This window comes from Clostridium subterminale, assembly GCF_039521425.1.
GTDB classification, from domain to species: domain Bacteria; phylum Bacillota; class Clostridia; order Clostridiales; family Clostridiaceae; genus Clostridium_J; species Clostridium_J subterminale.
The window spans coordinates 88,968-108,555 of sequence record NZ_BAAACI010000008.1; the positions used below are offsets into that span (position 1 = coordinate 88,968).

Here is a 19,588-nt window from a genome sequence, read left to right on the forward strand (position 1 = left end):
TAACTTTTTCAGCCTATAAGAGTGATTTTAATTATAAATTAATCCAAATAATAATTTAAAGAGTGATCGGTACTAAAACTATATAAAAACTATTTTTGATTCTATTTGAAATTAGTTTCCGAGTTCACTCTTATACTAAAAAATATGCTTTATGCTTGCTTATTATGCAATATAAATATAAAAAACTAACCAAGCAAATATTATTCAACTAATTCATAAGTTTCACTTTTTCCGTCTTTAACAATCTTATACATACTAGTTGGGTAAATATTATTTCTTTGTAATTCTTTCTGTATGGCTTCCATATCTATTTCCTTAAATTTCACTGCTTGAGTACAACTAATATTAATCTTATTAGGAGCAGTAACAAGTTTTACCACTATATTTTTTCGAACTAAACGCTCGTAAATATATAGTGCCCTGTGATGAGAAGTGAAGATCATGATATAATCGTAATCTTCTATTTTCATATTATCACCTCTATTTTGTGACGCCTTAATTTATACAGGCCCTTTACTTTATTGTATGCTTTAAAGCTTTAGAAGTGACTTTATACTCCATTTGTCCTTCTTCTTAGTAATCGTTCCATAATGGATTGATTCTTTTCTAATTCAAGTTCTTCACTCAATCTCCTTTTTTCTTCATTTATGATCTCACCTTGCTGTTTAATTATTACATTTTCTTCTTGACATTCTTTCAATTTATTTTCTACTGCTACTTTAATCTTTCTTTCTTCTAGCAACTGTTGTTTTGTATATTCTAACTCTCTTTGAATATTTGTTGTAAGGAGTTCTTCTTCCAAAAGCTTTTTTTTTGTGCCCTCTAACTCTTTTTGAATGTTCTTCTGCAATTTCAAAAATATATTACAATTCTCATCTGCCTTCCGCTTTTGTTCTAATATTCTAGCAATTTGTTCTTCATATTCATCTATAAATCTTTGATTTTTTTGTAATTGTAGATTTAATGCTGTAATTTTCTTTTCTAAACTTTTCTTTTCTAAATTTAGACTAGATAATTCAAGTTTTAAATTTTCAATTGATTCCCTTTCCTGAAGTGTTACCTCTTTAACTTGATTTCCTTCTTTTTTTAATGAATCTTTCATATTTGTTATAACCTCAATTGGATTAAACAAATACAAATCTAGTCCACTAGTTCCATAAACTTTTTTTGCATTAATAGCACTATCCTTATCTATACAAATAAAACAATTATATCTTTCTACTGTGAGCTCATTACCTCTATCAAAATAAACTGCACTACTCCATTTTTCACCATCAAAGGCCGAATGAAAAATATTACCTTGTTCTAGCCAACAAGAGTACAATTTATTGCCTTTAGTAAATAGTATAGGTTCTTTCAATTCTTTTCTACTTTCATGAACCCTGAATTCTTTTATATTTCCGATAATATCTATAGAAACATGATCAAGAAAATAAATAGCATCTTCTCTAGATTTATTTAGTATATGAATTTCCTGTTGATCCATTGACACTTCAAATCCTATATCCTCTCCTTGAATGCCATAAAGCCTTCTTACAGATGACCATCTGTAATTTTCAAAGTTACAATAGCTTAAAGATATCTCATCACCTTCATCTGAAATAAAAAATGCATAAATATTACCCTTTTTATTTACATGTACTGAATAGTATTCTTTTAAATTAGGTATCAATATAATATCCTGTATTGTAGTAGTTTTAGTTTCTTTTCCATTCCATATACAATGCATTAACACTCCATGGTCACTACCATCATTACCTACTAGTAAATAAAAGATGTGCATCTCATCTCCGATAATTTCAACTTTTAAGTTTTGTATTTTAAATTCTTCACTTTCCACTTGATATAGTAGCTTTCCCAACCATCGCTTATCTTTCATAGTACAGTATCTCAGTTCCCCTTTAGTATTACTGTATACCACATGTATTGTCTCATCTGTACTAACATAAACATCGAATCCTAGAACCTCTACATCAATTATAGTTTCTTTAGTCCATTTTCCTTCTCTGTACATAATTCTATAACATAATTCTTTATTGTCGTTTCGTGAAAACTTCCATATGTTATCTTTATAGTCACAATATATTAAAGGATATACATCATTCATACTCACTCCCCCCTTTATAAAATTATATTTAAATAAAAACTTATTATGCACTTCTATAGAACAAAAATTATATTAACCTGACTTTTTAATATCACCACTTTAATATTCTGACATATGATGTATTGTAAGTATTAAATACATTTATCATAATTTTTCAAGAGGAGGAGAATTTATGTCCATTAACTTCAAGAAATTTGTGCCACGTCCTGGTCTTGTAAATAAACAAGGGCGTTTACCTGATCCTTCAGAATTAGTTTGCATTGAAGTGCCTAAGATTTTTGATCAATGCCTAATTAAAAGATGTCTTGTATACGGTGAAGGTCCAGACACAAATACAACAGATACTCAATTAAGAAGCGATCCGCTTATTGATCCTAAGAGATATATTGGTAGTAGAGACTTCAATGTAGAGCTACTTTCCGTAGATAAGCTTCCACTTAAAGGAAAGCCTGGCTTTAAAAAAGTAGTTCTTAATTATGTGATTTCTTTCTATGCTGATTATATTGATTGCGATGGCGTAAACAAAAGTGAATTATATGAAATTAATAGGACAGATGTAATTGGAAAGTTCTACTGTCCTGATTCCATAGCTCAAATTTCAGCTAGTTTTGTACCTGTTCAACAGGCTGAAGATTTAGATTCTAACATTATAAAACTTGAAATGGTTGCTGAAGCTCTAGACGGTGAATTACTACAAGATTTAAATGGGGATGATGTTCTAGATATTACTTTAGGTTACTACATTGTTGTAAAATGTGAGCTTATTGTACAACTACTCATCCCAGCTTATGACTACTGTCCAGTTCCAAAAGAACCATGTGAAGAAGAACCTGAAGAAGATCCATGTGAGAGATTTGATAGAGCCCCAATTCCTAAGTTCTATCCAGATCAAAACTTAGACCCATTATTCCCGGACTGTGACTGTGACGATAATGAAGCCATATTATCAGAATTACTATAACTGAAGAATAATTAAGGTTTCTATAGCTATATGAATAATGTAACTTCGATAAAATTAGTAATTATGAAAGGTGATAATATTTTTAAGTATATTATTATATTTTTTAATAAATGCCTATCTATCATCACCTTTTTTCTACCAAACTCATATACTATAATGAAAACACCTAACAAATGAGAGAATAACAGAATTATTCATATAATTGATTTTATTAAATTAAAGGGAGGATTTTATTTATGAATTCAATGTCAAAAGATTGTCATAATCCTTGCAAACACGATCATTGCGAAAAAGAATGTAAAAATGACAAACACTGCCCAACTATTATAAAATGTGGTAATCCTAGTTCTACTACACTACCTGCAGCTACTATAGCAGGCACAACCTTTACCATAAGTTCTCTTACTTTAGACACTTCTTGCTTATGTAATCCAACAACTAAGTTAGAATTTGCAAGTAATCTTGTTACTCCAATTGCCTTTACAGGAACTATAAACTTCCAAGTATTTAAACTTTGTAGAGGTCAATTTACACCTGTTCCTGTTGGACCTGCATGGACATTCAGTTTAGTAGCATTACTTGAATCACAAACATTCTCTTTCTTCGTTTGCGATTGCGATTCTTGCTTTGATGAGTGCTGTACCTATACTGTAGTTGCAACTGTTACTAGTCCAGTTACTGTTGGTACACTTAATATCAACAACGCAACACTTGGAGCTATATCAACATGCGGTAGAGGTAACTGTTGCTAAAGATTAGGTATATATGAAAATAATTTAGTTTAGCTAATTTAAAGTTAAGGACATTTAATTATTGTCCTTAACTTTTATTACTATAAGCGGTTTTATTTTGGAAGAATATAGCCATGATAGCAATACCCCATCTATTCCATCTAACATTGGAAATCAAAACTTCTTATACATATAATTTATAACAAAATGACCTATATCTAGTTGATGTAGGTCATTGCATTTATACCTTTAAACCCCTGTCTACTCTTTGTTATCTATTATTTGCTTTGCTACTTCATTTGCTGAAATCATACCACTCTGTAAAGCTCCTTGTTGTGATGCATGTTTTTGCGATATATGCTCTCCTGCAAAAAATACTCTATTTCCCATCTCTGGAATAGTTACAGCATAGGAAAATAGTGTTTTATACTGGGGTTTAGATAGTGCTCCTGCTCCCCATATATACTGTACATCAGACCAAATTAATGACTTATAGTCAATAAGATTTTCATTAATATAATGAGGAGGAAGTTCATGCATTTTTTCTAGATATCTTATAACGTCGTTAACTTGCAATTCTGGGTTTTCATTGCCTAATCTCACCGCTTCCTGACACCAGCTGTAACTAGCAAGCAATGCACCTGGTTCTTCTGGACTTACATCAGGCTTTAGCGTCCATTTCCCATATTTATTATATACTGGTTTCGCATGATCTGATGGATAGTAAACTGAAGTTAGTGGGAGGTCAGTAAAAGATTTTCCACCTACTATTCTTTTGGATGCATTTCCCATCTCCCAAAACCTTTCCTTAATATATAAATATATCTTTTGTGCTGTTTCATAGTTCATTTCATTTATTGCCTGCATCTTTGTCACTGTAAAAAGAGGATTAATCTCAACTCTCCTCAAGCTTGGAAAAGGCATGGCACATATAACATAATCATATTCCTCTAAATTCTCTTTACTTGTTCCACATTCCGTATATTTAAGAAGAATTTTATCCCCTGAAGATGAATTATATATGCCGTCAACTGGAGAACCCACTTTTATATCTACATGACCTAATTTATCTTTATCTATACCTTTATATACATCTTCTATTTCTGTATTATCACAAAGTGCTCCATATATCGAAAGCGGTAAGTTAATCATGCCATCGTTAATACGGTAAGTGCACTCAGAATCAGCAGTATAATATTGCTGTAGGATTTCAGTAAGACTTAGTTTAAAAAACTGCTGACTACCATCCAAATAGCCTAGCATTGATATGGCCTCTTCACTAAACTCTGCATTTTCATATGCTCTTCTATAACTTAGTTTATCTATGTCCTCTATACTCTTTAAGTATTTGGGTTTAGTTTCAACTAACTCCTTTCTTTCTTCTGATGTAAGAGAATCTAGGTATTTTTGATAAAATTTTCTATAAAGTTGCGAACGAGCTTTGCTTCTATCACTGTCTGTCAAGTGAAATCTAGGATATATATTCCTTGATATATATTTCCCTTTAGGATCGTTCACAGCCTTTTCACCTCTTACATAAAACATAGCATTAGTGCTATTATTTACAAATGGGCTTGTGTTAAGCTTAAAAAGATTGATATAATGCCAGGTAGTCTCATGAGATACTGGTATACTCATTGGTCCTAATTCACCATAATATCTATTATTTCTATCAAAATAATAGGTGTATACCCTCCCACCAATTCTCTGGCTTGCTTCAAATAAAGTAATGTTACATCCTATCTTTCTGAGTTCAAAGGCTGCAGCTAGCCCTGCCTCTCCTGCACCAATTATCGCTACCTTAATATCTTTAGCATATCCTATTGGGCAAATGTTTGTTATATCTTTAGGTGGACTCATTAAATCAATTATATTATTTAGATCATCTAATCTATTCTGCATCTTTAGTATATATTCAAGCATCATGTATCTTTCACAATCAGAAGGATTGTCTATTTGATAAAGAGAGTTTGAATTATTACAAGCATTCATAACTTTCACATCCTAATGTTTTTTATTACATATATAATTATATATGTACTGTATTTTCCATTTCACATTATTTTAATCTATAAATCATCTTAATTGCTTCTACTAATTTTTCTATATCCTCAAAAGTATTAAAATATCCCGGACTCACTCTCACCGTACCAGCATACTCTGTACCAATTACACCATGTATTAAAGGTGCACAATGGTAGCCTGTCCGTACAGCAATTCCGTTTTCATTTAATTGTTCACCAACAATCGAAGCATCAATTCCATCTATATTTAAAGATATTACTGCACTTCTTTGTTTTTTAAAATCACTTCCATAGATTTTTACATAAGAAAGTTTTTTCATCTCTTCTAACAAATACCCTGATAATTCTTCTTCACATTTTCGTATATTATCTATCCCAATTCTCTTAATAAATTTTATACCTTCACATAAACCAGCAATGCCTGGTGTATTTAGTGTTCCACTTTCAAATTGATCCGGAATAAAGTCTGGTTGGACCATAAAGTGTGAGTTACTTCCTGTTCCACCTTCTTTAAAATTCCTTAGTCTAATACCCTCTCTTATAAATAATCCCCCTGTTCCTTGAGGCCCAAATAATCCTTTATGCCCGGGAAAAGCTAATAGGTCAATATGATTGTTTTCTACATCAATGGGAATCATTCCGGCACTTTGAGATGCATCTACCATAAATATAATCCCATTTTCCTTTGAAAGCCTTCCAATACTTTCTATATCCTGAATAGTACCTAATACATTAGAAGCATGATTGATAATGATCATTTTGGTGCTTCCCTTAATCTCCTTTTTAATATCCTTGAAATTTACATAACCTGCTTTATCTACACCCACCAGAGTGATTTCAACTCCACCTTCATTTAATGAATGAAGTGGTCTTAAAACAGAATTGTGTTCAATTACAGTACTAATAACATGATCCCCTCTTTTTAAAGCTCCTTTAATTGATATATTTAGGGCTTCTGTAGCATTACTGGTAAAAATCAAATTTAAAGGGCTAGGTATATTAAATAATTCACATATTACTACCCTTGTTTCCATGATTTTCAAAGCTGATTTCACTGACATATCATGAGAGCCTCGCCCTGGATTAGCACAGTAATTTTTCATGCAATTTAGCATTTCTTCATAAACTACCGATGGTTTTGGAAAGGACGTAGCTGCATTATCTAAATAAATCATATAAACCTCCTTTTCTAGTAACAATGCAAATAAATATATGACTTATCATTAAAGTAAGAAATATCTATAATGAAACCTAAAGTCATAAAGCTCTTGCTTATTATATATTATATTCAAAAGGTTAAAGTTTCGTGATTGCTCATAAAAATATAAAGAATGTAATTACTTTTAACAATAAAATATATCAATTATTCACTAACCTATATATAAACATAACAAAATCTCGGCATGAAAAATTCACACTCCGAGACTTTGTAATATTAATATCAGTAATTTAATTATTTATATATCAAAATTAACTAAGCTAATCTATTTATATATGATTATCTTTAGCAACAATTACCTCTACCGCATGTTGATATAGCTCCAAGTGTTGCGTTGTTGATATTAAGTGTACCAACAGTAACTGGACTAGTAACAGTTGCAACTACAGTATAGGTACAGCAATCATCAAAGCAAGAATCACAGTCACAAACAAAGAATGAGAATGTTTTTGATGAAAGTAATGCCACTAAATCAAATGTCCATGCAGGTCCAACAGGAACTGGCGTAACCTGACCTCTACAAAGTTTAAATACTTGGAAGTTTAGAGTTCCTGTAAAGACAACTGGAGCAACAAGATTACTTGCGAATTCTAGCTTAGTTGTTGGGTTACATAAGCAAGAATTATCTAATGTAACGGAACTAACAGTAAAGGTTGTACCAGCTATAGTAGCTACAGGGATTGTAGTTGCGCTAGGAGTACCACATTTTATAATAGTTGCGCAGTGTTTGTCCTTTCTAATTTCCTTTTTACAAGGATCATGTTTACAAGGGTTAAAACAATCTTTTGACATTGAATTCATAAATAGAATCCTCCTTTTAATTAGATAAATTTTAATAAAGTCAATTGTATGAGTAATTTAGTGTAGTAACCTATTTATTAAGTGTTTTTATTATAATATATGAGTTTGTTAGGAAAAAGGTGATAATAGATAGGAAGTTATTGAAAAACATGACAATACACTTAAAACTATCATCACCTTTCATAACTACTGATTTTAGTTAAGTTATATTCCTCATTTACCTGTAAAAACCTTAAGTATTCTTTTTATCATAATAAAGTCTATAATTTTTACTAATCGTACTCTTCATCATTATCGTCACTATCTGGGAATAATGGGTCTAAGTTTTGATCTGGATAGAACTTAGGAATTGGAGCTCTATCAAATCTTTCACATGGATCTTCAGGCTCTTCTTCACATAATTCTTTTGGAACTGGACAGTAGTCATAAGCTGGTATGAGTAATTGTACAATAAGCTCACATTTTACAACAATGTAATAACCCAAAGTAATATCTAGAACATCATCTCCATTTGAATCTTGTAGTAACTCACCATCAAGAGCTTCAGCAACCATTTCAAGTTTTATAATATTAGAATCTAAATCTTCTGCTTGTTGAACAGGTACAAAACTAGCTGAAATTTGAGCTATGGAATCAGGACAGTAGAACTTCCCGATTACATCAGTTCTGTTAATTTCATATAATTCACTTTTAGTAATACCATTGCAATCAATATAATCAGCATAGAAAGAAATCATATAATTAAGAACTATTTTTTTGAATCCCAGTTTCCCTCTAACTGGTATCTTATCTACAGATATTAGCGTTACATCGAAGTCTCTACTTCCAATATATCTCTTAGGATCAATAAGTGGATCACTTCTTAATTCACAATCTGTTGTATTTGTGTCAGGACCTTCACCATATACAAGACACCTTTTAATTAAGCATTGATCAAAAATCTTTGGTACTTCAATACAAACTAATTCTGAAGGATCAGGTAAACGCCCCTGCTTATTTACAAGGCCTGGACGTGGTATAAATTTATTAAAGTTAATGGACATAAATTCTCCTCCTTTTGAAAAACTGTAATAAAAGTTAATCTATTTTATACTTTCAATACATCATATGCTAGAAGAGAAAATTGGTGATAATTAAAACATATGTTATATTACCAAAAATGACCTAAATTAATAATATCTTATAAAAAATTTGCTACCACATAAATTTTATGATGACAAATTGATTATAAATTATATATTTATTTATAAGTGAGTGTTAAATAATTCATCATATACCAATTAACTTTCTCACAAAATCAGTCCTAGGATTTTCTTTTATTTCAGCTGGCGATCCAATTTGTATTATTTTCCCCTTATCCATGACAAGCACTCTAGTTCCGAGCTTTAATGCCTCTTTGATATCATGAGTAATAAATACAATGGTTACATTAAGCTCTTTATAAATACGTAAGATTTCTTCTTGTAATAGCTTTCTAGTTATTTCATCAACTGCACCAAAAGGTTCATCCATAAGTAATATCTCTGGTGATGCAGCTAAAGCTCTTGCAAGACCAACTCTTTGACGCTGTCCCCCTGAAAGTTCACTGGGATAACGTTCTAACATATCTTCACTTAATCCAACAATTTTTATCAACTTTTCAACCTTAGATGCTACCTCAATTTTGTCATCTTTCTTTATTAGATTAGGCACATAAGCTATATTTTTTCTTATATTCATATGTGGAAATAATCCAACACCTTGGATAACATAACCAATCCTTCGTCTCAATCCAATTTGATTCACCTTTGATATATCCTCTCCATTTACGTGGACTTTTCCCCCCTCTGGTGTAAGTAGTCCATTTATTAGTTTTAGCATCGTAGTCTTACCGCAACCTGAGCTACCTATTATAGTTAAAAATTCTCCCTTATTTATCTTTAAATTGAAATTATTTAATATCAGGTTTTTACCATATGCCTTTGAAACACCTTCAAAACATATAACATCTTGCTTTTCCATATATTCTCCCTCTATTATAATTACTTTAATAATCCTTTATTTATTAGGAATTCCTTTGCCACTTCTCTTTCATCAAGGCCATTTTCCTCTACTTTATTATTTAATTCAGCCATTTCTTTATTAGTTAAAATATTTTCCATTTTCATTAAAACTACTTCTAATTCTGGGTGCTTTTTAAGGACCTCTTCACGTACAACAGTTCCACAATAATAAGTTTGGTAGAAATTTTTATCGTCTTTCAGGACTACTATATCTGAACTGGCAAGTTGACCATCTGTTGTGAATATATTCATTACATCAATTTCCTTAGAATTTATAGCTTCATATTTAAGACCAATATCCATATCTAACGCCTTTTTAAACTTTAATCCGTAAGTAGAGCATAATGCATCATATCCATCTTCTCTTTCATAAAAGTCATATTCAGCTCCAAATGTAAGCTCTGGTGAATATTCTGCAAGATCAGAGTAAGTCTTAATATTATACTTTTCTGCAATATCTTTTCTTATTACTAACCCAAAAGTATTATTAAATCCATACAATCCAACCCACTTTAAGTTGTACTGGCTTTCATATTTTTCTGTAAGCTCCTTATATAAGGTTTCATCATCAGGAATTCCCTCTTCTTTTAGTACAAAGCTCCAACCAGTTCCAGTATATTCCGGATAAAGATCGAAATCATCCTTTACAATGGCAGGGTGAATATTACTTGTACCTCCACCTACTCCTTTAGTTATTTCAACCTTCAAATCAGTATTATCTTCAATGAGTAATGCCAACATCTCACCCAAGATAAATTGTTCAGTCATTGGTTTTGTTGCTATCTTAATCGTTTCGTTTTTACTTGAACACCCTTCCATAGAAATTACAAAAATAAATAATACTAAAACAGAAAAATTTTTATAATATTTCTTTAAGTTTTTCATAAATTATAGTAGCCTCCATTTCCTTTTAATAATTTTTTCAATACTTCCGATGATAAAATCAGATACCAATGCTAATAAAGCTATTAATAAACTTCCTGCAATGGTCATTGATGTATTATTGGTAGTTATCCCTCTATAAATAGCTACTCCAAGTCCACCTGCTCCAATAAATGAAGCAATACCCGCAAGAGAAATTGTCATAACTACCATATTTCGAAGTCCAGACAATATTACTGTAGTAGCAAGAGGAAGTTTAACCTTATATAATATTTCAAAAGATGTACTCCCCATTCCTTTTGCAGATTCAATTATGGAAGAGTCTATATTTTCTATTCCTGTATATGTATTTCTAACCATTGGTAAAAGTGCATAAATAGTAAGGGCTATTACTGCTGTGGTATTTCCAATCCCTGAAAAAGGAATTAAAAAACCAAGAAGTGATATAGACGGAATTGTATAAACAAAATTTGTTATACCAAGAATTAGTGGAGATGTCTTTTTATACTCACTAATAAAAACTCCTAATATTAACCCTATTATTGCAGCTATTAATATGGATATTCCTGCAATCTTCAAGTGTTCCATTATTAGCTTTAAGAAAAATTGCCACCTATCAATATATAACTGAAATACTTCTTTAATCATTTCAACCTCCCAAAATTTTTATTTATTATCTTTAATATGAATTTAAATACATTAACAAAAGCTCATTCTTTTTATACATATTCCTCAAAAAAGAAAAAAATTCTCTAAAAAACTTTTAGAAAATTTAAAAATCCCTACATCTCATTTACTACCTAGTGAAATATTTTATTTAATATACTTAACTACATTATGTTATACAGGCTTTTTTAGATAATAATATATAAATAATTGAAACTAAAATTGAAACTGCTAATAATCCCATAAATAACCATGACTTATTTAACTGATATATATATGCTGAAACTATGGGACCAAGGGAATATCCCAATGATTCAGATGCTCCAACAATGCCAAATACAATACCTTTTATCTTTAGGTTATCACCAAATTCTGAAAGCGAACTTTGTAATGCTGCATTTAGGAATGTAGCACCTAAGAAATACATAATTATTATCGCAGTAAAAATAATTATATCTCTTGTAAAAGTTAATCCTAGCAATGTAATATTCATAACGTTGAAAGAAAGAAATAACTGTCTTCTATTTCCTATTTTATCACTTACCCACCCAGCAATAGGTGCTCCTAATCCAAAAACAAGTAAATAAATTGATATTATTGCAGAAGTATATACAGTTGATGTACCTAAAATATCTTGTCCATAAAAGTGAAAAAGGGCTACAATGCATCCATATATAAAATCACCCAAAAATGCAATAGTTCCTAATACTATAATCTTATATTTAAGATTATATCTTTTTATTTCTTCACCTATTACTTTGATTCTACTGCTATTTTTATTTGTATTAAATCTAACTTTACTCTGTGTTAAATTAATTTTACCTATTTGTAAGCCAACGTATATAAATGTAATTAGTATCCCAATTGATGATATATAAAATACCATATTATAATTTCCTAGTTTTGCTACAATACATCCACTGATAGCTGCACCAATTCCACCACCAAGTGTAAAAACTGCAGAGGCTAGTCCTGTACTTTCTCCTCTTTTACTTCTATCTAAGGATCTTGACAATATAGAAAAAGTTGCAGGGGCAGCCATACCAAGTATTGCTCCTTGTATTACATATATACAACTAGCTAATAGATGATTATTAGTTAAAGTATAAGCAAAAGGAACAAAAGTCATTAAAATTAATGCTAGCATTAGCGTTAATTTGTCTCCTATTGTATCAGATACAATTCCAAAAGGCATTTGAGTTAATGTTTTACTTATTCCATATAAAGACATTACAGTCCCAATGGTTAAAGTAGTGATTCCTATAGAGTCAAAGAAAAGTGGTATGGTTGGAATCATGAGACTATAACTAATCCCAAAAATGAATCTATAAATACAAAAGTTACGTAATTCCTTTTTTCTAAAAAAAACATTATTTCCAATATTCATATTTATCTCCTATAACATAGTATTAATAAAATAACCCTTTATAAAATCAGTATTCATTATAATATATTCCGAGAATTAAATATTATTATTTAGTTCCAGTTAAAACAGGACATCTCTATGATAAAATATAATTATAAAACTAAGGAGAATAAAAATGGAAATAAATAATGTAATTAAAGAAAAACTTTCTATATTATCAGAGCCTAAATATCAAAAATTTTCTAGTGGCTTATTACCTGGTATTCACAACATCCTAGGTGTTCGTTTACCTGAACTTCGAAAAATTGCTAAAAAACTTGCAAAAGATGATTGGCAAGGTTATTTGCAAAATGCATCAGATGACAGTTTTGAAGAGATTATGCTTCAAGGGATGACTATTGGTTATGTAAAATCTGAGCTTTCTGATATATTGCCATACATCACAAGCTTTGTTAGTAAAATTGATAATTGGTCCGTATGCGATAGCTTTTGTAGTGGATTAAAACTTCCTAAACAATCTCCAAAGGAAATGTGGGAATACTTGATGCCCTATATTCTAGATACCCATGAGTATCATATACGTTTTGGAGTAGTCATGCTTCTTTTCTATTATATAGATGATAATCATATTGATGAAATATTAAAGCTATTGGATGGCATTAAACATACAGGCTATTACGTTAAAATGTCAGTGGCTTGGGCCATATCTATCTGTTATATAAGGTTTCCAGAGAAAACACTAAAATTTCTTAAAAATAACACTTTGGATGATATGACCTATAACAAAGCTTTACAAAAAATTACTGAATCATTACAAATAGATAAGGATACTAAATGCCTAATAAAAAATATGAAACGAAAATAAACAGAGTTCTTTGCTTCAGAGGGAGTTTTACTCCCTCTGAAGCTTTAAAAATCGTTATCCAGGGACGTAGCAGCTCTTTACTCCCACTTTGAAGAAGATGGGAGCATTAGAGCTGGTAGTCATTGGATAAATCAAAAAAGTGACCTGTAGCAGTTTATAAACTGTCAGAGATCACTTTTAAACAATTCTTTCTTGGTGTTCAGAGTCTACATAATGCATACCTCAGATTCTGCACATCACAAATTTATATATCATTTATATCTTTATTAATTGGTCTTCTCGTAGATAATAGCATTGGTATAAAATACTTTTTCCAAAATTTATTACCATATAGATTTGCTGTTTCAAAATCAACATGAATATATTGGATATTAAATTCCTTGCAATAATCATTCACAATTTTTAATAATTCAATACCTATTTTTTTATTTCTATATCCAGATTTTATATAAACACCAATTTCGTCGATTAAGCCACAATTCTTTACAGACATATTTATAAAGTTATTGTTATCAACAATACTTAGATTAATAAATCCTACTGGAATATCTTCGTGCCATGCAATAAACACATTTCTTTTTAATATTATTTCTTCAATCTCTTCTTTGGGAATTTACTATTATCACAATATAGTTCATATTGTCTAACCCATATCTTTTTCGCCTCACTTATATCTGAGTCTTCCATATTGGTTACTTCTATCTCTCTAATCATTTTTTTATCTCCTTTTCTATTTTGGTATTATTTATATCATTTTGAAACTTCCTTCTATAATCATCTATATGCTGTCCAGCTTTTTCATTTTTTCTCTTTCTCATCTCTCTTGCTACAATACTTTTATTAAGATCATTTGCCATTGCGGCCTCTGAGAAAGAGTACCCTTCCTCTACCATATCTAATGCTCTTTTGAGTTCCGCATTTGTATATTTTCTAATCATTTATAACCTCCACATTATTTTTTTCTTAAAAATGGACATAAAGATACCGTAGACAATCAACCCTTTGTACTTGGCTACTATCTACGGCTACAAAAAACACGACCTTCATGTCGAGTTACTTATCCTTTATAGGCAGTATTATGAAAGGTTAACTACTCCCGCAAAAATGCAACACAAATAATAGATTATGTCTAAGGTTACATTTAAGCCCATTTTAAGTTTTATACTAAAATCACCTTTTTACTTCTATTCATTAAGAACATCTCCTTTCATAAAATAATATAGATGAATAACTATTCACTATTATCATTTTACCTTTTTATCTATATTTTGTAAACACATTCACTCAATTTAAACTATATTCTCTAACCTTAACAATAATAACTTACACATTCTAAAGCTTTACTTCACACTTATTTCATATGTTTCATAATATGTATTATAAAAATCTAATCTAAGAAAATTTGAATTTCCTCCAAGCACAACTAGCATCATCTCACTCATTATTATTGGACATATAAACGGCGCTATCCTTGACACTATAACATTAGCACTAGGCTAAATCTTGATATAATATGTCCTATTGTATTATTTAATTGTGGAGAAATTATTAAAGCTTCATCTAAATATACTACCATACCTACTACTAAATTTTCATAAACACTAAAATATAAAGTAATATATAGAAATAAATGAAGAACACGGAATAATCCCCCTTACGTTTATTTCTAATAGTCGCTTGCATAACCCTCAAACCCGTTAGGGTTCAAGGATTTACAAGCTATATCAAAAAGGATTTCCCCCACCTCACGGCGAATATATTATTATCTAACCCAAAATATACCCAAGGAGGAGTCCTTTATGATTCAGTTAAAAAATCAACTTTTACTCTCTGACATTTATGAAGAGGTCGCAGACTATTTTCAGGAAGATAAACCTAAATTTATAAGAATATTTGAGAAGCACATTAATATGAAATTACTGATACCTCAAACTTTTTATAATGCCTACTATTCTTCAACTGGCCATCCTAGAGAGTATTCTTTATCCTCAATGCTAACCGCATTAATAGTTCAAAAGATACTTGGTATCTCTGAAACTAAACAATTTATTAATATACTTAATTTATCTAGTGAGTTGTTATCTCTTTGTGAATTTTCTACTGTCCCTCATGAATCGCAATTTTCTAGATTTAAATCTACTTTTCTTAACCATATTCATGATTTTTTTAATCATTTAGTTGATCTAACAGAGCCTATTTGTAAAAAACTAAACTCTGATTTATCTAAAATAATAATTGCTGATACTACTGGAATAAAAGCTTACACTAAAGAAAATAATCCCAAATTCTTCGAATCTATCTTAAATATCGGTAAGACAGCTAAAAGGTCTAATCCAGACATAAATCCATACATATTTGCTTGTAGTAAAATGCCTAAGTCAACCTATGCTAACGATGAAATCAAGCTTTCATACATCAATGGTCATTATTGCTACGCATTAAAAGCAACTACATTAGTTAATGGCCTTGGTATCGTTAGACACATTGATTTTAACGACTCTCAAGTCATGGATTTTCAAAATCATGCTACAGCTGAAAGTGCTAAAGATGATTATGATTCAAAAACTTTAATTCCCATAATGAGACATTATTTTTCTATTCACCAGGACTTTAAATATAATTTCTTTCTTGGTGTTGCTGCTTATGATTGTGATGATAATTATAAATATTTAACTAAGGATTGTAGCATAGTTCCAATAATACCTATTAATTCTCGTAACTCTTCTTCTTTGCCACTGCCTAGCGGCTTTACTGATGATGGCACTCCTTTATGTCCGAAGGATCCTAGCCTACCTATGAAGTTTGATGGTATAACTAGAGAAAAGGGGCGTGCTATGAGAATCAAGTGGTTATGTCCAAAATCTAAAAAGATTAATGAAAATAAAACAACAAAATACATTCTCTCCTGCGAAGCACCATGCACAACGTCTCCTTGTGGAAGGATTTATCATCCAACCATCAATAAGGAACTTAGATTGAATTGCCCTATTCCTCGTGATTCAAATGAATGGACAAGACTCTATAAAATTAGAACAATTACAGAAAGAACTAATCACATTCTCAAAAATACACTAGCTATTTCAAAACTAAAAATAAATAAAACCTCTTCACTAAAATCTGAATTACTTTTATCTGGAATAACTCAACTTATTTCAATAATTATCAGCTACAACATGAATATAAAAAACAATATACTTTCTTTAAGAAGATTAGTTTCTTAAAACCTATCTATAATGTTTAAAATTTCCAATTAAATATCCTAAAGATACTTTAGCCTAAATTCTTTTAATAGTTTTGCAATTAGCTATTTATTTCTAACATAAGAGGGGATTACTATTTTATATGAATTTTTGATAAATGTGTGTGCAAATAATTAATATAATTAAATGTTAATATAATTCTCTGTATACATGAGCAATTTCGTCTTTACTCAAGGCCACGTAGTTATTATTTAATAATCTTTGCTGAGTTTCTATGACACTTTCCGTAAAGATATTTATTTCTTCCTCTTTCATACCATATTCTCTTAACTGCTTCTTCTTAATTAATTTACTTAAAATTTCTTCTAACGCAGCATATACATTCATATTCTTTTCTATACCTAAGGTATCTGATAATAGAGAGTTTACATTACCAATCTTACCTGCTGGATTTTTTCTGTTATAGAGTTTAAATATTTCAATAAAAAATTGATAATTTGCTTCTCCATGAGGAACATGATATTTACCACCTAGTGGATAGGATAGCGCATGGACTGCTCCAACTCCAGCATTTCCAAAGGCAATACCTGCATAATTACTAGCTATTAAGAATTCTTCTATAATTTCTTTCCTATGCTCTTCGCCTCTTTCTATGATTTCCTTATATCCTTTTATTATCATCTTTATTGCTTCTATGCTATACATATCAGTATAGATATTAGCTTTGGATGAAACTAATGCTTCCATGGCATGAATAAGCGCATCTATAGAACTATATATAAAAAACTCATAAGGAAGATTTTTAACAAGTTCCGGTATTAACACTGCATAATCAGCGTATAATTCAGGCACTGCTAATCCAATCTTAGTTTGTTTAGACTTTATCTCAGCTATTGATATATTAGTGACCTCACTACCAGTTCCACAAGTAGTTGGAATAATTATAAGCTCTTTTTCCTTAATTGCAGGTACTTTCTTTTCAAACAACTCATTTGTACTTCCAACTTCCTTAAGCGCTAAGATTTTTGAAATATCAATAATACTTCCTCCTCCAACAGCTATAATTCTCTTGAAGTTCTTGCCAGAAATCTTTTTTATCATTCTATCAATTATATCGTCTGAAGGCTCTTTTAGATTATAATCTTCTTGGAATAAATATGAACACTTCATATTTAAATCCTTAAAAAAATTCTCATATAAGAATTTATTAGTAAATATCAAATCTTGTTCATTTACTGAAAATTCATTAATAAACTCTCTAAGAAAAGTAAATTTCATAATTTGTGGTTTTATCTCTAATAACCTCATAAAGTCACCTCTTATTATATTATTTAAATTGGAAAATTTTAAGCCCATATTTCCTCATCTGTAGGTATTTTTATATCTGCGTTGTAAAGTCCTATTCTAGATATATTTATTAAATGTTTATAATCTAAATTTTCTGAAATGCTATTATTTCCCCATGAGCCACAACCAAGGGTAGTAGTCGGCGCAAACCCATTATAAAGACTTCCACCTGCTGATGTTGATGAAGACTGATTCACCACCAATCTGCTCACAGTTAATCTACTACCTGCATACTCTATATGCTCTCTACTATTAGAGTGAATTGCGCAAGAATGTCCTTTCCCTTCTACATCTAGATTACTTTGAGCAATATCTACTGCATCTTTTAAAGTGTCATATTCAAAGGCTACCATTACTGGACACATCTTTTCTTTGCATAATACGTCTTTAAATCCTCTTCCCCTTGCCTTCAAAACTATTACTTTTGTATCACTTGGTATATTCACTTCTGCTAAATTTGCAATGAATTGAACACCTTGCCCAACTATCTTTCCATTTATAACTCCATTTGGGAATATTACCTTAGAAAACTTCTCTATAATTTCTTCATCATCAACATAAAAAGCTCCATTTTTCTTAAACTCTTCAATAATTTCTGTATAATTTTCTCTAGGTGCTATAATACTCTGCTCTCCAGAGCATATTATACCGTTATCAAAGGTTCTTCCTGCTATTATTTTAGGAACTACTTCTTTTATATTTACATCCCTGTCTATAATACACTGTACATTTCCTGCTCCAACACCATATGCAGGCTTTCCACTGCTGTATGCAGCTTTAACCATCCCCATTCCACCTGTAGCTATAACTACATCTGCTTGTTTCATAAGTTCTGTGGTTAAGTCTATAGATGGCTCTTCTATAGTTTGTATTAAATTTGATGGAGCTCCTAACTTTTCTATTGCCTCATTAAAGAGCTCAACTACATATTTAGCACACTTCTTCGCCCTAGGATGTGGCGCTACAATTATTGCATTTCCTCCCTTTAAAGCAAACATAGCATTGCACATAGGTGTTACAATTGGATTAGTACATGGTGTAACTGCACCTACTACTCCCATAGGCTTAGCAATCTTAATAATTTTCTTATCTAATTCTTCTTCTAAAATTCCTATAGATTTTCTACTCTTTAAATTATTCCATATGACCTTTGACTTCCCTATATTTTTTGCTACCTTATGATCATATACTCCCATTCCAGTTTCTTCTATAGCCATTTTTGCTAGCTCTTCTGCTCTATCATAAACCACCTTAGCAATTGCTTTAACTACATTATCAACCTCTTCTTGAGTAAACTTTTCATATTCCTTTTGTGCCAATCTAGCTTTATCTATCAATTCTTTTATATATTTATTACTTTCCATTTTATAATCACCT

The 19,588-nt window shown here is 30.5% G+C and carries 19 protein-coding genes; 4 read left to right on the plus strand and 15 right to left on the minus strand.

The genetic code is table 11. The features are described from left to right. Positions 1-200: 200 nt before the first annotated feature. On the minus strand, positions 201-470 hold the full coding sequence (locus ABDZ93_RS16935; RefSeq protein WP_343827684.1) for a putative Se/S carrier protein: 270 nt from the start codon (positions 468-470) through the stop codon (positions 201-203). An 80-nt stretch (positions 471-550) separates the two neighbouring features. Further along, positions 551-2,107 (minus strand): hypothetical protein, encoded by a 1,557-nt coding sequence (locus ABDZ93_RS16940; RefSeq protein ID WP_343827686.1) that lies wholly within the window; start codon positions 2,105-2,107, stop codon positions 551-553. 172 nt (positions 2,108-2,279) lie between these two features. Here ABDZ93_RS16940 and ABDZ93_RS16945 point away from each other — a divergent pair, with 172 nt between their 5' ends. Both ABDZ93_RS16945 and ABDZ93_RS16950 read left to right on the plus strand, forming a co-directional pair. Further along, entirely contained in the window at positions 2,280-3,068 is a 789-nt protein-coding gene (locus ABDZ93_RS16945; RefSeq protein ID WP_343827687.1) for a hypothetical protein, read from the plus strand. Positions 3,069-3,304: 236 nt separating this feature from the next. Then, positions 3,305-3,820 carry a DUF4489 domain-containing protein gene (locus ABDZ93_RS16950; RefSeq protein WP_343827688.1) on the plus strand — a complete coding sequence of 172 codons (516 nt, stop codon included), beginning with the start codon at positions 3,305-3,307 and terminating at the stop codon, positions 3,818-3,820. A 240-nt stretch (positions 3,821-4,060) separates the two neighbouring features. On the opposite strand, the gene ABDZ93_RS16955 is transcribed toward ABDZ93_RS16950, so the two are convergent. The 8 genes from ABDZ93_RS16955 to ABDZ93_RS16990 all read right to left on the minus strand — a co-directional run bounded on the left by ABDZ93_RS16955 (position 4,061) and on the right by ABDZ93_RS16990 (position 12,820). Continuing rightward, a complete protein-coding gene (locus tag ABDZ93_RS16955; RefSeq protein WP_343827689.1) occupies positions 4,061-5,791 on the minus strand; it encodes a flavin monoamine oxidase family protein in 1,731 nt (576 codons plus the stop codon). Positions 5,792-5,858: 67 nt separating this feature from the next. After that, complete coding sequence (locus ABDZ93_RS16960; protein ID WP_343827690.1) at positions 5,859-6,998, minus strand: aminotransferase class V-fold PLP-dependent enzyme; 1,140 nt, start codon at positions 6,996-6,998, stop codon at positions 5,859-5,861. 329 nt (positions 6,999-7,327) lie between these two features. Continuing rightward, the gene (locus tag ABDZ93_RS16965; RefSeq protein ID WP_343827691.1) at positions 7,328-7,843 is read right to left on the minus strand and encodes a DUF4489 domain-containing protein; all 516 of its coding nucleotides are present in this window, start codon (positions 7,841-7,843) and stop codon (positions 7,328-7,330) included. A gap of 272 nt (positions 7,844-8,115) precedes the next feature. Further along, on the minus strand, positions 8,116-8,886 hold the full coding sequence (locus ABDZ93_RS16970) for a hypothetical protein (protein WP_343827693.1): 771 nt from the start codon (positions 8,884-8,886) through the stop codon (positions 8,116-8,118). A gap of 226 nt (positions 8,887-9,112) precedes the next feature. Then, a complete protein-coding gene (locus ABDZ93_RS16975) occupies positions 9,113-9,844 on the minus strand; it encodes an ATP-binding cassette domain-containing protein (protein ID WP_343827694.1) in 732 nt (243 codons plus the stop codon). Between the two features lie 20 nt (positions 9,845-9,864). After that, positions 9,865-10,770 (minus strand): glycine betaine ABC transporter substrate-binding protein, encoded by a 906-nt coding sequence (locus ABDZ93_RS16980; RefSeq protein ID WP_343827695.1) that lies wholly within the window; start codon positions 10,768-10,770, stop codon positions 9,865-9,867. A 3-nt stretch (positions 10,771-10,773) separates the two neighbouring features. Then, positions 10,774-11,415: an ABC transporter permease gene (locus ABDZ93_RS16985; RefSeq protein WP_343827696.1), complete on the minus strand. Its 642-nt coding sequence runs from the start codon at positions 11,413-11,415 to the stop codon at positions 10,774-10,776. A gap of 187 nt (positions 11,416-11,602) precedes the next feature. After that, positions 11,603-12,820 (minus strand): MFS transporter, encoded by a 1,218-nt coding sequence (locus ABDZ93_RS16990; RefSeq protein ID WP_343827697.1) that lies wholly within the window; start codon positions 12,818-12,820, stop codon positions 11,603-11,605. 160 nt (positions 12,821-12,980) lie between these two features. Between ABDZ93_RS16990 and ABDZ93_RS16995 the strand changes: the two genes are divergently transcribed. Beyond that, positions 12,981-13,664 carry a DNA alkylation repair protein gene (locus ABDZ93_RS16995; RefSeq protein WP_343827903.1) on the plus strand — a complete coding sequence of 228 codons (684 nt, stop codon included), beginning with the start codon at positions 12,981-12,983 and terminating at the stop codon, positions 13,662-13,664. 244 nt (positions 13,665-13,908) lie between these two features. Here the strand turns inward: ABDZ93_RS16995 and ABDZ93_RS17000 are convergent, their stop codons facing one another. From ABDZ93_RS17000 to ABDZ93_RS17010, 3 genes are read right to left on the minus strand one after another with little or no spacing between them, the layout of a single operon-like run. Further along, a complete protein-coding gene (locus ABDZ93_RS17000) occupies positions 13,909-14,235 on the minus strand; it encodes a GNAT family N-acetyltransferase (protein ID WP_343827698.1) in 327 nt (108 codons plus the stop codon). Between the two features lie 14 nt (positions 14,236-14,249). Next, positions 14,250-14,378 (minus strand): hypothetical protein, encoded by a 129-nt coding sequence (locus ABDZ93_RS17005; protein WP_343827699.1) that lies wholly within the window; start codon positions 14,376-14,378, stop codon positions 14,250-14,252. After that, positions 14,375-14,602 carry a hypothetical protein gene (locus tag ABDZ93_RS17010; RefSeq protein ID WP_343827700.1) on the minus strand — a complete coding sequence of 76 codons (228 nt, stop codon included), beginning with the start codon at positions 14,600-14,602 and terminating at the stop codon, positions 14,375-14,377. The genes ABDZ93_RS17005 and ABDZ93_RS17010 overlap by 4 nt, the downstream gene beginning before the upstream one ends. A gap of 861 nt (positions 14,603-15,463) precedes the next feature. On the opposite strand from ABDZ93_RS17010, the gene ABDZ93_RS17015 reads away from it, so the two are divergent. Then, a complete protein-coding gene (locus ABDZ93_RS17015) occupies positions 15,464-16,885 on the plus strand; it encodes a transposase (RefSeq protein ID WP_343827701.1) in 1,422 nt (473 codons plus the stop codon). Between the two features lie 168 nt (positions 16,886-17,053). On the opposite strand, the gene ABDZ93_RS17020 is transcribed toward ABDZ93_RS17015, so the two are convergent. After that, a complete protein-coding gene (locus tag ABDZ93_RS17020; RefSeq protein ID WP_343827702.1) occupies positions 17,054-18,172 on the minus strand; it encodes a 4-hydroxybutyrate dehydrogenase in 1,119 nt (372 codons plus the stop codon). Between the two features lie 38 nt (positions 18,173-18,210). Continuing rightward, on the minus strand, positions 18,211-19,575 hold the full coding sequence (locus ABDZ93_RS17025) for an aldehyde dehydrogenase family protein (RefSeq protein WP_343827703.1): 1,365 nt from the start codon (positions 19,573-19,575) through the stop codon (positions 18,211-18,213). Positions 19,576-19,588: the final 13 nt, after the last annotated feature.

What these genes read in the sequence shown, in the direction of transcription:
- ABDZ93_RS16935 (WP_343827684.1), bottom strand. Translation starts at nt 470, where the DNA reads ATGAAAATAGAAGATTACGATTATATCATGATCTTCACTTCTCATCAC.
- ABDZ93_RS16940 (WP_343827686.1), bottom strand. Translation starts at nt 2,107, where the DNA reads ATGAATGATGTATATCCTTTAATATATTGTGACTATAAAGATAACATA.
- ABDZ93_RS16945 (WP_343827687.1), top strand. Translation starts at nt 2,280, where the DNA reads ATGTCCATTAACTTCAAGAAATTTGTGCCACGTCCTGGTCTTGTAAAT.
- ABDZ93_RS16950 (WP_343827688.1), top strand. Translation starts at nt 3,305, where the DNA reads ATGAATTCAATGTCAAAAGATTGTCATAATCCTTGCAAACACGATCAT.
- ABDZ93_RS16955 (WP_343827689.1), bottom strand. Translation starts at nt 5,791, where the DNA reads ATGAATGCTTGTAATAATTCAAACTCTCTTTATCAAATAGACAATCCT.
- ABDZ93_RS16960 (WP_343827690.1), bottom strand. Translation starts at nt 6,998, where the DNA reads ATGATTTATTTAGATAATGCAGCTACGTCCTTTCCAAAACCATCGGTA.
- ABDZ93_RS16965 (WP_343827691.1), bottom strand. Translation starts at nt 7,843, where the DNA reads ATGAATTCAATGTCAAAAGATTGTTTTAACCCTTGTAAACATGATCCT.
- ABDZ93_RS16970 (WP_343827693.1), bottom strand. Translation starts at nt 8,886, where the DNA reads ATGTCCATTAACTTTAATAAATTTATACCACGTCCAGGCCTTGTAAAT.
- ABDZ93_RS16975 (WP_343827694.1), bottom strand. Translation starts at nt 9,844, where the DNA reads ATGGAAAAGCAAGATGTTATATGTTTTGAAGGTGTTTCAAAGGCATAT.
- ABDZ93_RS16980 (WP_343827695.1), bottom strand. Translation starts at nt 10,770, where the DNA reads ATGAAAAACTTAAAGAAATATTATAAAAATTTTTCTGTTTTAGTATTA.
- ABDZ93_RS16985 (WP_343827696.1), bottom strand. Translation starts at nt 11,415, where the DNA reads ATGATTAAAGAAGTATTTCAGTTATATATTGATAGGTGGCAATTTTTC.
- ABDZ93_RS16990 (WP_343827697.1), bottom strand. Translation starts at nt 12,820, where the DNA reads ATGAATATTGGAAATAATGTTTTTTTTAGAAAAAAGGAATTACGTAAC.
- ABDZ93_RS17005 (WP_343827699.1), bottom strand. Translation starts at nt 14,378, where the DNA reads ATGATTAGAGAGATAGAAGTAACCAATATGGAAGACTCAGATATAAGT.
- ABDZ93_RS17010 (WP_343827700.1), bottom strand. Translation starts at nt 14,602, where the DNA reads ATGATTAGAAAATATACAAATGCGGAACTCAAAAGAGCATTAGATATG.
- ABDZ93_RS17015 (WP_343827701.1), top strand. Translation starts at nt 15,464, where the DNA reads ATGATTCAGTTAAAAAATCAACTTTTACTCTCTGACATTTATGAAGAG.
- ABDZ93_RS17020 (WP_343827702.1), bottom strand. Translation starts at nt 18,172, where the DNA reads ATGAGGTTATTAGAGATAAAACCACAAATTATGAAATTTACTTTTCTT.
- ABDZ93_RS17025 (WP_343827703.1), bottom strand. Translation starts at nt 19,575, where the DNA reads ATGGAAAGTAATAAATATATAAAAGAATTGATAGATAAAGCTAGATTG.